This is a genomic window from Mesorhizobium sp. M0910 (assembly GCF_040319465.1).
GTDB lineage: Bacteria > Pseudomonadota > Alphaproteobacteria > Rhizobiales > Rhizobiaceae > Mesorhizobium.
This window is the reverse complement of sequence record NZ_JAMYNZ010000002.1, coordinates 113,052-127,218: the sequence shown is the minus strand read 5'-3', so window position 1 is coordinate 127,218 and position 14,167 is coordinate 113,052. Positions and strand designations below refer to the sequence as shown.

Annotated in this window: 12 protein-coding genes; 9 read left to right on the top strand and 3 right to left on the bottom strand. The window is 63.6% G+C overall.

Features of this window, described 5'->3' with window-relative positions; translation table 11 throughout:
* Positions 1-84: 84 nt before the first annotated feature.
* The 5 genes from NKH78_RS04405 to lpdA all read left to right on the top strand — a co-directional run bounded on the left by NKH78_RS04405 (position 85) and on the right by lpdA (position 7,132).
* Positions 85-3,072, top strand: a complete 2,988-nt coding sequence (locus NKH78_RS04405; protein WP_352882084.1) for a 2-oxoglutarate dehydrogenase E1 component — start codon at positions 85-87, stop codon at positions 3,070-3,072.
* A gap of 29 nt (positions 3,073-3,101) precedes the next feature.
* Entirely contained in the window at positions 3,102-4,403 is a 1,302-nt protein-coding gene (odhB, locus tag NKH78_RS04400; RefSeq protein WP_352738341.1) for a 2-oxoglutarate dehydrogenase complex dihydrolipoyllysine-residue succinyltransferase, read from the top strand.
* 96 nt (positions 4,404-4,499) lie between these two features.
* Positions 4,500-4,955, top strand: coding sequence for a hypothetical protein (locus tag NKH78_RS04395; RefSeq protein WP_502899779.1), 456 nt, complete (start codon positions 4,500-4,502; stop codon positions 4,953-4,955).
* Positions 4,952-5,707 (top strand): SDR family oxidoreductase, encoded by a 756-nt coding sequence (locus tag NKH78_RS04390; RefSeq protein WP_352701245.1) that lies wholly within the window; start codon positions 4,952-4,954, stop codon positions 5,705-5,707. The genes NKH78_RS04395 and NKH78_RS04390 overlap by 4 nt, the downstream gene beginning before the upstream one ends.
* 18 nt (positions 5,708-5,725) lie before the next feature.
* On the top strand, positions 5,726-7,132 hold the full coding sequence (gene lpdA, locus NKH78_RS04385) for a dihydrolipoyl dehydrogenase (RefSeq protein WP_352738340.1): 1,407 nt from the start codon (positions 5,726-5,728) through the stop codon (positions 7,130-7,132).
* Between the two features lie 754 nt (positions 7,133-7,886).
* On the opposite strand, the gene NKH78_RS04380 is transcribed toward lpdA, so the two are convergent.
* Both NKH78_RS04380 and NKH78_RS04375 read right to left on the bottom strand, forming a co-directional pair.
* Positions 7,887-8,954, bottom strand: coding sequence for a TraB/GumN family protein (locus NKH78_RS04380; protein WP_352738339.1), 1,068 nt, complete (start codon positions 8,952-8,954; stop codon positions 7,887-7,889).
* Between the two features lie 85 nt (positions 8,955-9,039).
* A complete protein-coding gene (locus tag NKH78_RS04375; RefSeq protein WP_352508964.1) occupies positions 9,040-9,978 on the bottom strand; it encodes a tyrosine recombinase XerC in 939 nt (312 codons plus the stop codon).
* A gap of 115 nt (positions 9,979-10,093) precedes the next feature.
* Here NKH78_RS04375 and rimM point away from each other — a divergent pair, with 115 nt between their 5' ends.
* Positions 10,094-10,693 (top strand): ribosome maturation factor RimM, encoded by a 600-nt coding sequence (gene rimM, locus NKH78_RS04370; protein ID WP_352701250.1) that lies wholly within the window; start codon positions 10,094-10,096, stop codon positions 10,691-10,693.
* Positions 10,690-11,388, top strand: a complete 699-nt coding sequence (gene trmD, locus NKH78_RS04365; RefSeq protein WP_352701251.1) for a tRNA (guanosine(37)-N1)-methyltransferase TrmD — start codon at positions 10,690-10,692, stop codon at positions 11,386-11,388. Before rimM ends, trmD begins: the two co-directional genes overlap by 4 nt.
* On the opposite strand, the gene NKH78_RS04360 is transcribed toward trmD, so the two are convergent.
* Positions 11,370-12,122, bottom strand: a complete 753-nt coding sequence (locus NKH78_RS04360) for a sulfite exporter TauE/SafE family protein (RefSeq protein ID WP_023679781.1) — start codon at positions 12,120-12,122, stop codon at positions 11,370-11,372. The genes trmD and NKH78_RS04360 overlap by 19 nt on opposite strands.
* Before the next feature lie 356 nt (positions 12,123-12,478).
* On the opposite strand from NKH78_RS04360, the gene rplS reads away from it, so the two are divergent.
* Entirely contained in the window at positions 12,479-13,018 is a 540-nt protein-coding gene (rplS, locus tag NKH78_RS04355) for a 50S ribosomal protein L19 (RefSeq protein ID WP_254817835.1), read from the top strand.
* 254 nt (positions 13,019-13,272) lie between these two features.
* Positions 13,273-14,070 carry a transporter substrate-binding domain-containing protein gene (locus tag NKH78_RS04350; RefSeq protein ID WP_254817834.1) on the top strand — a complete coding sequence of 266 codons (798 nt, stop codon included), beginning with the start codon at positions 13,273-13,275 and terminating at the stop codon, positions 14,068-14,070.
* The last annotated feature ends 97 nt before the right edge of the window (positions 14,071-14,167 follow it).

Below are 14,167 nucleotides of genomic sequence, written 5' to 3'. Positions count from 1 at the left end.
GCGAACCAGGGAAAATCCCTACTCGCTATTCGCTACTCTCTATTCGCTCTGAAAAGGAGACGGAGCGCGGCTCCGCGGACAAAAATGGCAAGACAAGATCAGGCCAACGACCAGTTTTCGCTTACCTCTTTCCTCTATGGCGGCAATGCCGATTATATCGACGCGCTCTATGCCGCCTACGAGGACGATCCCGCTTCGGTCGATCCCGAATGGCAGGACTTCTTCGCGGCGCTGAAGGATGACGCCGGCGACGTGCGCAGGAACGCCAAGGGCGCCTCTTGGGCCAAGCCCTCCTGGCCGATGCAGGCCAATGGCGAGCTGGTCTCGGCCCTGGACGGCAATTGGGGCCTGGTCGAAAAGCACATCGAAAAGAAGGTCAAGGACAGGGCAGCCGGCAACGGCGCAGCGCTTTCCGACGCCGACGTGCATCAGGCGACGCGCGATTCCGTCCGCGCCATCATGATGATCCGCGCCTTCCGCATGCGCGGCCACCTGCACGCCAATCTCGATCCGCTTGGCATTGCCAAGCCGCTGGAGGATTATAACGAGCTGTCGCCGGAGAATTACGGCTTCACCGAAGCCGACTACGACCGGCCGATCTTCCTCGACAATGTGCTCGGGCTGGAATTCGGCACCATCCGGCAGATGCTCGATATCCTGACCCGGACCTATTGCTCGACGCTCGGCGTCGAATTCATGCATATTTCCGATCCCGAGGAGAAGGCCTGGATCCAGGCACGCATCGAGGGCACCGACAAGGAGATCTCCTTCACCGCAGCCGGCAAGAAGGCGATCCTGCAGAAGCTTGTCGAGGCGGAAGGCTTCGAGCAGTTCATCGACGTCAAGTACAAGGGCACCAAGCGCTTCGGCCTTGATGGCGGTGAGTCGCTGATCCCGGCGCTGGAGCAGATCATCAAGCGCGGCGGCCAGCTCGGCATGAAGGAGATCGTGCTCGGCATGGCGCATCGCGGCCGGCTGAACGTGCTGTCACAGGTGATGGCCAAGCCGCACCGCGCCATTTTCCACGAGTTCAAGGGCGGCTCGGCCGCGCCCGACGAGGTCGAAGGCTCGGGCGACGTGAAGTACCATCTCGGGGCTTCGTCGGATCGCGAGTTCGACGGCAACAAGGTGCATCTGTCGCTGACCGCCAATCCTTCGCATCTGGAAATCGTCGATCCGGTGGTGATGGGCAAGGCGCGCGCCAAACAGGACTATATGTTCGGCCGCAGCCGCGAGGAGATCGTGCCGTTGGAGGAGCGTGCCAAGGTGCTGCCCTTGCTGCTGCACGGCGACGCCGCCTTTGCCGGCCAGGGCGTGATTGCCGAAATCCTTGGCCTGTCCGGCCTGCGCGGCCACCGCGTCGCCGGCACGCTGCATTTCATCATCAACAACCAGATCGGCTTCACCACCAACCCGCGCTTTTCGCGTTCGTCTCCCTATCCGTCCGACGTAGCCAAGATGATCGAGGCGCCGATCTTCCACGTCAACGGCGACGATCCGGAAGCCGTGGTCCATGCGACCAAGGTGGCGATCGAATTCCGCATGAAGTTCCACAAGCCTGTCGTGGTGGACATGTTCTGCTACCGCCGCTTCGGCCACAATGAGGGCGACGAGCCCGCCTTCACCCAGCCGATCATGTATCGCAAGATCCGCAACCAGAAGACGACGGTGCAGATCTATGCCGACCGGCTGATTTCCGAAGGCCACATCACGCAGGCCGAGTTCGAAAAGATGAAGGCCGATTGGCGGGCGCATCTCGAGCAGGAATTCGAGGTCGGCCAGCATTACAAGCCGAACAAGGCCGACTGGCTGGACGGCGCGTGGTCCGGCTTGCGCTCGGCCGACAACCAGGACGAACAGCGGCGCGGCAAGACCGCCGTGCCGGTCAAGACGCTGAAGGAGATCGGCAAGAAACTGACCGAGGTGCCGAAGGATTTCGAGGCGCACAAGACGATCATCCGCTTCCTCGACAATCGCCGCCAGGCGATCGAGTCCGGCGAAGGCATCGACTGGTCGACGGCCGAGGCGCTGGCCTTCGGCGCCATCCTGCTCGACGGCAATCCGATCCGGCTGTCCGGACAGGATTCTGAGCGCGGCACCTTCTCGCAGCGGCATTCCGTGCTCTACGACCAGCGCGACGAGACACGCTATATCCCGCTCAACAATCTGTCGGCGGCGCAGGCCGGCTTCGAGGTCATCAACTCGATGCTTTCGGAAGAGGCCGTGCTCGGCTTCGAATATGGCTACTCGCTGGCCGAGCCGAAGGCGCTGACGCTGTGGGAAGCGCAGTTCGGCGACTTCGCCAACGGCGCCCAGGTGGTGTTCGACCAGTTCATCTCGTCGGGCGAGCGCAAATGGCTCAGAATGTCGGGCCTCGTCTGCCTGCTGCCGCATGGCTATGAAGGCCAGGGGCCCGAGCATTCGTCGGCCCGGCTCGAGCGCTTCCTGCAGCTTTGCGCCGAAGACAACATGCAGGTCGCCAATGTCACGACGCCGGCCAATTACTTCCACATCTTGCGCCGGCAATTGAAGCGGGACTTCCGCAAGCCGCTGATCCTGATGACGCCGAAGTCGCTGCTGCGCCACAAGCGGGCTGTGTCGACCCTCCCGGAAATGTCGGGCGAAAGCGCCTTTCACCGGCTGTTGTGGGACGACGCGCAGCTGCTGTCAGGCCAGGCCATCAAGCTCACCAAGGATTCGAAAATCCGCCGTGTCGTGCTCTGTTCGGGCAAGGTCTATTACGACCTCTACGAAGAGCGCGAGAAGCGCGGCATCAACGACATCTATTTGTTGCGCGTCGAGCAGCTCTATCCGTTCCCGGCCAAGGCGCTGATCACCGAACTGTCGCGCTTCCGTAATGCCGAGATGGTGTGGTGCCAGGAGGAGCCCAAGAACATGGGCGCCTGGTCGTTCATCGACCCGTATCTCGAATGGGTGCTGGCGCATATCGACGCCAAGCATCAGCGGGTGCGCTATACCGGCCGGCCGGCCGCCGCCTCGCCGGCGACCGGATTGATGTCGAAGCATCTCGCCCAGCTTGCCGCCTTGCTCGACGACGCGCTTGGTGAATAGAACAGAACCGAAAGAAACGGACAGGCACAATGGCAACCGAAATCCGCGTCCCGACACTTGGTGAATCCGTCACCGAGGCGACCATCGGCAAGTGGTTCAAGAAGGTCGGCGACGCGATCGCCGCCGATGAGCCGCTGGTCGAGCTCGAAACCGACAAGGTGACGGTGGAAGTGCCGGCCGCCGCCGCGGGCACGCTCGCCGAGATCGCCGTCAAGGAAGGCGAGACGGTCGGCGTCGGCGCGCTGCTCGGCACGATTTCGGCAGGCGCCGGCGCGGCAGCCAATGCCGCCGCCGCTCCGGCAACGAAGCAGGAGGCGGTGTCGCAGGCCTCGGCTCCGACTGCAGCCTCGAGCGTCAAGCAGGCTGCGGCCGAGACCGCCAAGATTGCCGGTGACGCCGGCGCGATCGAGACACGCACCATGCCGCCGGCGCCGTCGGCGGCAAAGCTGCTGGCCGAGCACAATCTCGCGGTCGACCAGGTGTCGGGCTCGGGCAAGCGCGGCCAGGTGCTGAAAGGCGACGTGCTCGACCTTATCGCCAGGGGCGCGCCGTCGCAGCCGGCAGAAATGCCCAAGGCCGCGCCTGTACCGGCACCCGTTGCCGCGCGCGCGCCGTCCGCTGCCGACGATGCGTCGCGCGAGGAGCGGGTGCGCATGACCAAGCTGCGCCAGACCATTGCGCGCCGCCTTAAAGAAGCGCAATCGACCGCCGCCATGCTGACCACCTTCAACGAGGTCGACATGAGCGCGGTGATGGCGCTGAGGAGCAAATACAAGGACGTGTTCGAGAAGAAGCACGGCGTGAAGCTCGGCTTCATGGGCTTCTTCACCAAGGCCGTCACCCATGCGCTGAAGGAGATCCCGTCGGTCAATGCCGAGATCGACGGCACCGACATCATCTTCAAGAACTACGCTCATATCGGCGTTGCCGTCGGTACAGAGAAAGGCCTTGTCGTGCCGGTTGTGCGCAATGCCGACCAGATGTCCATCGCCGAAATCGAGAAGGACATCGGCAGGCTGGGGCTTGCGGCGCGCGACGGCAAGCTCTCCGTCGCCGATATGCAAGGCGGCACGTTCACGATTTCCAACGGTGGCGTTTACGGGTCGCTGATGTCGACGCCGATCCTCAATGCGCCGCAGTCCGGCATTCTGGGTATGCACAAGATCCAGGAGCGGCCGGTGGTGGTCGGCGGCCAGATCGTCATCCGGCCGATGATGTATCTGGCGCTGTCCTACGACCACCGCATCGTCGACGGCAAGGAAGCGGTGACCTTCCTGGTGCGGGTCAAGGAAAGCCTGGAGGATCCTGAGCGGCTGGTGCTCGACCTCTAGGGGGCGGCCGACGTGGGCCGGAGCATGGATCTGCGCCGCCGGATGAGTTCGTGCCGTTTCCGGTCCGGTTTGTTTGTCACAATCTGCGCACTCGGCGTGCAGACGGTCTCCGCGGCCCTCGCCGCCTGCCCGCTCGAACTGGCCGTCTATGGCGATCCTGAGAACGCCGCCGAGATCGATTTCAGGCCGACCATGGAGTCGGCTACCGTCACCAATACCTTCAAGATGGTGCTCGACAACGGCGTCGTGCTCGACGGCATCGTCATGTGGACGGAGGGCGTGGCGCGGCCGCACGGCTCGCTGATGTACAAATGCCCGGCCGGCGACGTCACCGGCGACGAGCTCGCCGCCTGCACCGTGTGGGAGGGCGTCATCTACACTGCCGACGACCAGGGCAATATCGCGTTGCTGCCGGGCGAAGGAAAGGATGCGCCGAAGAAGCTGATCCTGCCTGACTTGGGAGCGTCGTTGCAGATGTCGGCGGCCAATGGCGCCAACGGCTTTTCCAGGGTGCCCTGGGACGTCTTTGCCCTGAAGGGATGTCAGGAATGAGCGCGAGCGGAAAGATCCTGCTGGTGACCGGCGGCAGCCGCGGCATTGGCGCCGCTACATGCAGGCTTGCCGCCAAGGCCGGCTATCGCATTGCGGTCAATTACGCGTCGAATGCAAAAGCCGCCGAAACGGTGGTCGCCGACATCGAGGCTGCTGGCGGAGAAGCCTTCACAGTCAAGGCCGATGTCGGCAGCGAGACGGACGTATTGGCTATGTTCGAGGCTGTCGATGGCCGTTTCGGTCGGCTCGACGCGCTCGTCAACAATGCCGGCGTGGTCGACCAGAGCGCGCGCGTCGACGAGTTTAGCGCTGCACGGCTGGAGCGCATGATGCGCATCAATGTAATCGCGCCGATGCTTTGCGCCCGCGAGGCGGTGAAGCGGATGTCGACCAGGCATGGCGGCAAGGGTGGCGCCATCGCCAATGTTTCTTCGATCGCGGCAAGGCTTGGCGGGCCGGGTCAATATGTCGACTACGCCGCCTCGAAGGGCGCGCTCGATTCCTTCACCATCGGGCTTGCCCGCGAAGTGGCCGGCGAAGGCATTCGTGTCAACGCGGTCAGCCCGGGCATCATCGACACCGAAATTCATGCCTCCGGCGGTCAGCCGGATCGCGCCGAGAGAATGCGCAAGGTGGTGCCCATGCAGCGCGTCGGCACCGCCGAGGAAGTCGCAGCCGCAATTCTGTGGCTGCTGTCGGACGAGGCGTCCTACACAACAGGCGCCAATCTGGAAATCGGCGGCGGCCGCTAAAGCAAAAGGGACAGTATCATGGCCTATGATGTCGTTATCATCGGATCGGGACCAGGCGGCTATGTCTGCGCCATCAAGGCGGCGCAGCTCGGTCTGAAGACGGCGGTGGTCGAAAAGGACCCGACCTTCGGCGGTACCTGCCTCAACATCGGCTGCATCCCGTCGAAGGCGCTGCTGCATGCGTCCGAGATGTTTGCCGAGGCCGGCCATTCCTTCGAGGCGCTCGGCGTCGAGATCGGCGCGCCCAAGCTCAACCTTGGGAAGATGATGGCACACAAGGATGCGACGGTAACGGCCAACGTCAATGGCGTCGCCTTCCTGTTCAAGAAGAATAAGATCGACAGTTTTCGTGGCACCGGCAAGGTAGTTGCGGCCGGCAAGGTGTCGGTGACCTCCGATGACGGCAAGGTCGAGGAGATCGAGACCAAGAACATCGTCATCGCCACCGGCTCCGACGTCGCCGGCATTCCCGGCGTCAAGGTCGATTTCGATGAGAAGGTGATCATCTCGTCGACCGGCGCGCTGTCGCTGGACAAGGTGCCGGGCCATCTGGTGGTGGTCGGCGGCGGTGTCATCGGTCTGGAGCTCGGCTCGGTCTGGGCGCGGCTTGGCGCCAAGGTCACCGTGGTCGAGTTCCTCGACACCATCCTGGGCGGCATGGATGGCGAGGTCTCCAAGCAGTTCCAGCGCCTGCTGTCGAAGCAGGGATTTGAGTTCAGGCTGGGCGCCAAGGTGACCGGCGTCGCCAAGGCCAAGAAGGGAGCGATTGTCACCTTCGAGCCGGTCAAGGGCGGAGCAGCCGAGACGATCGAGGCGGACGCGGTGCTGATTGCGACGGGACGACGGGCCTATTCGGACGCTCTCGGGCTGAAGGAGACCGGCGTCGACGTCGATGAGCGCGGCCGGGTCAAGACCGACGGCCATCTCAGGACCAACGTGCCTGGCATCTATGCCATCGGCGATGTCATCGCCGGACCGATGCTTGCACACAAGGCTGAGGACGAGGGCGTGGCGGTGGCCGAAACCATCGCCGGCCAGGCCGGGCATGTGAACTATGACGTGATTCCGAGCGTCGTCTACACCACGCCGGAAATCGCCTCGATCGGCAAGACCGAAGAAGAATTGAAAAAGGCCGGCGTCGACTACAAAGCCGGAAAATTCCCGTTCAGCGCCAATGGCCGCGCGCGCGCCATGCTGCACACCGACGGCTTTGTGAAAATCCTGGCCGACAAGGCCAGCGACCGTGTGCTCGGCGTCCACATCGTCGGCTTCGGCGCCGGCGAGATGATCCACGAGGCGGCCGTGCTGATGGAATTTGGCGGCTCGTCGGAAGACCTGGCCCGCACCTGTCACGCCCATCCGACAATGTCGGAAGCGGTAAAGGAGGCGGCACTGGCGACGTTCTTCAAGCCGATCCATATCTGAGCGGTGAATCGCAAACCTTAGATATTGGCTGAAACATCCGCGCCTCGTCATCCCAGGGATGAAGCCATCGACGGCTGCTCCCAAAAACAAAACGGCCCGCCTTTCAGCGGGCCGTTCATATATTAAGTCGGCAGTCTGATCACTGAGCCGGTGCCGGCGCGGGTGCCGGAGCCGGAGCCGGAGCCGGCGCGGGTGCAGGCTCTGCCGGAGCGGGAGCCGGAGCGGGTGTTGCCGGAGCTGGCGCAGGAGCCGGTTCGGCTGGTTTCATCGGCTCGGCAGGCGCTGGGGCCGGAGCTGGTGTGCTGGCTGCGGGCGGTTCGGCAGGCGCAGGTGCCTCGCTACGTCTTCCAAAAACATAATAGGCGACAATTGCCAGGATAACGACGACCAGGGCAATCAGCCAGCCGCTGCCGCCGCCGCTTGGCCGTGCGGTGCCCGGCGAGGTGAATGGGTCGTTCGGATTGGGTGTGTTCGCCATAAAAGTGTCCTCCGTGGATGAAAAACATCAAGTAATAGCCATCAACGTACAATCGTTGAATCAGTTTCACATTAGGCGTTGAAAACGCCGAAAACAGGGCAATTCTGATCCGGAATCGCCTGCAGGCATGCATTTCCACCGCAAAATGGGTTCGGTCGAGCCAAAGCGAACCTTTTTCAGTTTCTTGACACGAAGCGCGGCTGGTCCGCCGTCGCGCCGCGAGTAGGGGTTGACCCAGGCGTGGCGATGATTCGGTGTGCAACTCCGCCGTGTTGTTCAGTTGACGGCAGTCACAGTATAGCCGGTCTTGCGGAAACCCTCGACCAAGCCTTGCGCTCCGGGAAGGTGCATGGCGCCGACCGCCATGAAGACATTGCCGTGGGCGAGGATCGGCGCTGCACGATCAACCATCACCCTGTTGCGGCTGGTGATCATGGTCTGCTCGAATTCGGCGTAACCCGATTGGTCGTCGACCTGTTCGGGGACGACAGCCCGAAACAGCGGTACGTACATGCCAGTGTCGCCACGGCGGTAAAGCACGATCATGGTTTCGTTGACGTCGTTCACCTTGTCGCCAAGCTTCAGCGTATCGACCAGCCCCTTCAGGTGAAAGGCGATCGGCAGCGAAGCCATGGCGCGCAGCTGGTCGGCGATTGTCTCCAGCCCCTCGACTGATTTGCCCGCAGCCTCGGCGTCCTTGGCAAGCTTGACGTCGAGCACCGGCGCGCCGCCAGCCTGGCGGGCGACTTCGCATGCTGGTAGCGCCACCATCGCCGACAGCAACCAAGGTTTCATCTTGGCGACGGTCGCCGGCGGGATGCCACGCGCGTCGAGCGCCTTGTCGACCACCGCCGCGTCCTCCGGCGACAGCAGCGATGAAAGCGTCGTCTTGTCGGTGAACATCATCAGATCCGGCTCTTTCAGCAATGCTGCCATCATCTTCTGCTTGTCGAGCACTTCGGTGGTCTCAATGACGACGGTGCCAGCTGCATCGAATGCCTTCTGCGCGGCGGGTGGCAGCGTGGTGACGCGCGGGTCGGTAAGGTGCATGGTGCCGAACAGGAAGGACGGTTTTTCGCCTGATTTTTCGAGCTTCCACAGCAAGCCTTTGCCGTTCGGTGTTGCTGCCGCGTCCGCCTCGATCTTACGGTAGCCAGCCGGGTCGTTCTTTTGCAGCGCACTCAGCATATCGGTACCGGCGCAGACCGGGGTCTCGGCGCGCGCCTTGCCCGCGGCGAGCAGCGCGATGATGAGGAAGGAGAGGAAAAACAGGGCGTTGAGCGCGACGAGCAGCTTCAGCGACACTTGGGTCGCGCGGTCGGCGATGGCGATGAGGCGTTTCATGCTGCACTCGTAGGCGCAAAAAGCGGCAAAACGGTTAATCAGCGCATCAAAATTGTTACGAGATCGTCACCTATTCAAGCGTCCATCACGCACGAGGATGAGCTGCTTCGTAAATCTCGAGCAGCCTCGCGGTGTCGACGCCGGTGTATATCTGGGTTGTCGACAGGCTGGCGTGGCCGAGCAACTCCTGGATGGTGCGCAGGTCGCCGCCGCGCCCAAGCAGATGCGTGGCGAAAGAATGGCGCAGCGCATGCGGCGTCGCCGTGTCGGGCAGGTTGAGCGCCGAGCGCAGCTTGGCCATGTCGCGCTGGACGATCGCCGGGTTGAGCGGGCCGCCGCGGGCACCGCGAAACAGCAAGCCCTTGGGATCGAGATGCCAGGGGCAGAGGCGGCGGTATTCGGCAATCGCCCGCAGCGCTACCGGCAGCACCGGCACCAGCCGCGTCTTGCCGCCCTTGCCGGTGACGCGCAGCACAGTATCACCAGGTGAGGACAGATCGGCGCCCGACAGGCCGAGCGCCTCGGAGATCCGCAAGCCGGACCCATAAAGCAGAGTCAGCACGGCGGCGTTGCGCGCGGCAATCCACGGCTCCTCCGCCAGTTGGCCTTCCACCGAGACGACGTGTTTTGCATCGCTTGCGGTCAGCGGCTTGGGCAGCGATTTCGGCTGCCGCGGCGCGCGCAAGGCTGCCGCACCTGCCGCATTGGCGAGGCCGCGCCGTTCCAGGAAACGCAGCAGCGAGCGGATGCCGGCCAGCCCGCGCCCGAGCGTGCGGGCGCCGGCGCCCTCGGCACGGCGGGCAGCGAGAAAGCCGCGCAGATCGGCCGGGCGCAGATCGGCGATGTCGGAAATACCGGGCGAGCCGCCGCAATGGCTGGTCAGGAAATGCAGGAACTGGCGCGTGTCGCGCTCATAGGCCTCGACGGTTTCGGGCGACAGCCGGCGTTCGCGCGCCAGCATCTTCAGCCAGGCCTCGCGCGCCGCCTGAAGATCGGGCTTTGCCGGTATGAGGAATTCCTGCATTGCGCTCTTCCAGTTCCCGGCCATCTTCCGGCATGCGGGTTAGGAAGCGGTGAAGAGCGGCATCATTGAAATGACGATGGGCTGGGGTTAGAGCAAGGCAAAGGATTTTCCGCAGATGAGCAAACCGCAAAACCCCGTCCAGATGGCCGTGATCGGTGCCGCGCACGGCATCAAGGGCGAATTGCGGGTCAAGAGCTTTACCGGCGACCCGCTGGCGCTGGCCGATTACGGTCCGCTCTACGCCAGGGATGGCCGCGCCTTCCAGATCGTCGACATCAGGCCTGCCAACACCGTCGTGGTGGTGCGCTTCAAAGGCGTCAACGATCGCCATGCCGCCGAGGCGCTTGCCGGCACCGAATTGTTCGTCGACCGTTCGGTGTTGCCTGATGAGGGCGAAGAGGACGAATTCTACCACGCCGATCTCGTCGGGCTGGAGGTCAAGGACGACACCGGTGCCATTATCGGCAAGGTCGTCGCCGTGCATAATTTTGGCGGCGGCGACATTCTCGACGTGACGCTGGCGGGGCGCAAAGGCGTGCTTATCCCGTTCACGCAGGCCGCTGTTCCGGAAGTGTCGATCGCCGGCGGCTTTGTCCGCATCGATCCGGCTGCGGCAGGGTTGGTCGAGGACGAGGACGGAGAATCTGCCGAGCGCGACAGCTTCGACCCCAAGGGCCGGCCGCGCGGGCCGAGGGACGCCGGAGGCAATCGATGAGTTTTTCGGCTTCGGTGCTGACGCTCTATCCCGAGATGTTTCCCGGCGCGCTTGGCCTGTCGCTGGCCGGCCGCGCGCTCGAGACCGGCATTTGGTCGCTCGAAACGATCCAGATCCGCGACTTTGCCCGCGATCGTCACCGGACCGTGGACGACACGCCGGCCGGCGGCGGCGCCGGCATGGTGATGCGGGCAGACGTGCTGGCCAGCGCTATCGACCATGCCTCGCCGGCAGGCGATCCACGTCCGCGCCTGCTGATGAGCCCTCGCGGCAAGCCGCTGACACAGCGGCGTGTGCGTGAGCTCGCCGCCGGGCCGGGTGCGGTGATCGTCTGCGGCCGCTTCGAAGGCGTCGACCAGCGGGTTATCGAATCGCGAGGCCTCGAGGAAGTCTCGATCGGCGATTTCATCCTGTCCGGCGGCGAGCCGGCGGCACTCGTGCTGCTCGACGCCGTGGTGCGCCTGCTGCCCGGCGTGATGGGCAATGCGGTATCGGGCGAGGAAGAGAGCTTTGAAAACGGCCTGCTCGAACATCCGCATTATACGCGGCCGCAGGAATTCGAGGGCCGGCCGATTCCGGAAGTGTTGATTTCGGGCAATCACAGCAAGATCGCGGCGTGGCGGCGGGCCGAAGCGGAGAGGCTGACGAAGGAGCGACGGCCGGATCTTTTAGCCGCTCAGCCCTTATCGAAATAGTAGAAGGCCAGGAACAGGCCGACGGCAATGACGAAGCCGCGCACCGCGTTCTGCGGCACGCGCCTGGCGATCCAGACGCCGGCATAGCCGCCGAGCGCGCCACCCGGGATCATGATGATCGCCTGCAGCCAGGCGATGACGCCGCCAGAGACGAAGACCAGGATGGCAACCGCAGCGATGACCACGGCCAGCATGTTCTTCAATGCGTTCAGCCGATGATAATCGCCGGACTGGGTGAGACCGAGCGTCGCCAGCATCATGACGCCCATGCCGGCGCCGAAGAAGCCGCCATAGACGGCGGTGGCGAACTGCGCCAGCGACCCGACCAGCGAACCCACGGCGGCTTCATGCTCCGGCTTGGGCGCCGGCTTCAGCCAAGGCCCGGCAGCGAACAACGCTGTTGCCGCCAGCAGCAGCCACGGCACCAAGGCGCGGAACGACGGGTTGTCGAGGCCTAGAAGGATGAGCGCGCCAGACAGCGCACCGAGAGCCGAAATGAGGCTGAGCAGCAGTGCGCCGCGCCAGAAATGCTTGATGTCGTGCCAATAGGCCAGCGTCGAGGTGATATAGCCAGGAAATTGCGTCACCGACGATGTCGCGTTGGCGACGATCGGCGGCAGGCCGGCCAGGGTCATGGCGCCAAAGGTTATGAACGTGCCGCCGCCGGCAACGGCGTTGACCGCGCCTGATAGAAAGCCGGCGAGAAAGAGCAGGACCGCGTCCAAGATTGGCATGAGGGGTGTCGTCGCTGGAGGAAAAATGCTTATCTTCCGGCTTAGAAAGCTTGACGCGCGGGCGCAACCCCCTGGACCACAAGCGATCACGGGATTGCCACAGCGGCGCCAGCCAAAAAGAAGCAGCGCCAAAAAAGAGCCAGCGAAGGCGTGACAAAGCGCCGAAATAGCTGTATGTGCGCGCCGAACCGGAAGAAAATTCTCCCGGACCCGTCAACAGTGACGGTGTAGTCGCCCCTGCCCGATGTTCTCGAACAGAAGTTCTCGAACGAAGGGCATAGCCGAGCGGTCGATGCGACTGCAAGGCGAGTGTCGGACGCTCTGACTGTCGGAAGAACAAGAAGTGGATTATTGAGATGGACATCCTCCGTCAGCTTGAGGCCGAGCAGGCCGCCAAGATCGAAGCCAAGCGCAAGCTTCCCGAATTCCAGCCCGGCGATACCGTGCGCGTTCAGGTCCGCGTGACCGAAGGCACCCGCACCCGCGTCCAGGCCTATGAGGGCGTCGTCATCGCCCGCGCCGGCGCCGGCTTCCAGGAAAATTTCACCGTCCGCAAGATCTCCTACGGCGAAGGCGTGGAGCGGGTGTTCCCGGTCTATTCGCCGATGGTCGAGGGCGTCGAGATCGTGCGTCGTGGCAAGGTGCGTCGCGCCAAGCTGTACTATCTGCGTGACCGTCGCGGCAAGTCGGCCCGTATTTCGGAAAACACCGGCGTGCGCGCCCGCAAGCTCAACGATGAAGAGCGCGATGCGCTGAACGCCGAGAAGGCGCGTATCGAGGCCGAGAAAGTGGCCGCCGCCCAGGCGCTGGCCGCCGAGAAGGCCGCGCAGGACGCCGCCGAGAAGAAGGCCGCCGACGAGGCCGCCAAGGCCGCGGAAGCAGCTGCCGCCGAATAAGGCGTCGTCAAAACCCATGGTTTCGGAAAGGCGGCTTCGGCCGCCTTTTTGTTTCGCGAGGTGGATTCGATTTTGCCGGTCCGCAATCGATACGGATCGTTCCGTAATGCCGCCATTGAAAGCATTGGAACTCATTTTCGTGCCGAGCGGCGCATCGGAGCGGCTTGCAAGGCGCCTGCGGAAAGCTAAAGTCGGCGCCGGATTTCCTGCATGCCTCGGTCGATCGAGGCGGTTCAGTTCTTGGGGAGCGTGTCATGACCAAATCGAAACTGCTGCTGGCCGGCCTGCTGGCTTGCCTTCTCGTGCCCATCGCGGCCCTGGCGCAGGCGCTGCCGGATCTTGGCGGCAGGAAAGTGGTGGTGGTGACCGAAAACGCCTATCCGCCGCTGCAGTTTATCGATGCCAAGACCGGTAAGCAGATCGGTTGGGAATATGACGCGATGAACGAGATCGCCAAACGGCTGAACTTCAAGGTCGAGTACCAGAACACCTCGTGGGACGCGATGATCCAGGCGGTTTCCGACAACCAATACAACATCGGCATGACCGGCATCACCATCAAGGACGACCGCAAGCAGAAGGTCGATTTCTCCGATCCCTATATGCGCTCGGAACAGTTCATGCTGGTGCGCGGCGACGAGAAACGCTTCACCGATGCCAAGACGTTCGCTGCCTTCAAGGACGGGCTGATCGGTGCGCAGGCCGGCACCACGCCGTTCTACACCGCCGTCTACAGCGTGCTCGACGGCAATGAGCAGAACCCGCGCATAAAGCTGTTCGAGACATTCGGCGCGACGGTGCAGGCGCTGAAGGCCGGCGACGTCGATGTCGTGCTCACCGACGGCACTGCCGGCAAGGGCTATGTCGATGCGTCCAATGGCGGGCTGAAGCTGATCGGCGGGCCGCTCGGCACCGAGGATTTCGGCTTCATCTTCCCCAAGGGCTCCGACCTGGTGAAGCCGGTCAACGCGGCGATCGCCGCGCTCAAGGCCGACGGCACGCTCGACGCGCTCAACAAGAAGTGGTTCCTCGACTACAAGATGGGGCAGTAGGCCCGCTTGTTGCGCGCATTTCATGACGATTGTGCGCGGGAACTCGCGCTGACTCTGCGCTCGTACACCCCCCTCTGGCCTACCGGCCATCTCCCCC

Coding starts and splice junctions, on each gene's coding strand:
- NKH78_RS04405 (WP_352882084.1), top strand. CDS start 85: ATGGCAAGACAAGATCAGGCCAACGACCAGTTTTCGCTTACCTCTTTC.
- odhB (WP_352738341.1), top strand. CDS start 3,102: ATGGCAACCGAAATCCGCGTCCCGACACTTGGTGAATCCGTCACCGAG.
- NKH78_RS04390 (WP_352701245.1), top strand. CDS start 4,952: ATGAGCGCGAGCGGAAAGATCCTGCTGGTGACCGGCGGCAGCCGCGGC.
- lpdA (WP_352738340.1), top strand. CDS start 5,726: ATGGCCTATGATGTCGTTATCATCGGATCGGGACCAGGCGGCTATGTC.
- NKH78_RS04380 (WP_352738339.1), bottom strand. CDS start 8,954: ATGAAACGCCTCATCGCCATCGCCGACCGCGCGACCCAAGTGTCGCTG.
- NKH78_RS04375 (WP_352508964.1), bottom strand. CDS start 9,978: ATGCAGGAATTCCTCATACCGGCAAAGCCCGATCTTCAGGCGGCGCGC.
- rimM (WP_352701250.1), top strand. CDS start 10,094: ATGAGCAAACCGCAAAACCCCGTCCAGATGGCCGTGATCGGTGCCGCG.
- trmD (WP_352701251.1), top strand. CDS start 10,690: ATGAGTTTTTCGGCTTCGGTGCTGACGCTCTATCCCGAGATGTTTCCC.
- NKH78_RS04360 (WP_023679781.1), bottom strand. CDS start 12,122: ATGCCAATCTTGGACGCGGTCCTGCTCTTTCTCGCCGGCTTTCTATCA.
- rplS (WP_254817835.1), top strand. CDS start 12,479: ATGGACATCCTCCGTCAGCTTGAGGCCGAGCAGGCCGCCAAGATCGAA.
- NKH78_RS04350 (WP_254817834.1), top strand. CDS start 13,273: ATGACCAAATCGAAACTGCTGCTGGCCGGCCTGCTGGCTTGCCTTCTC.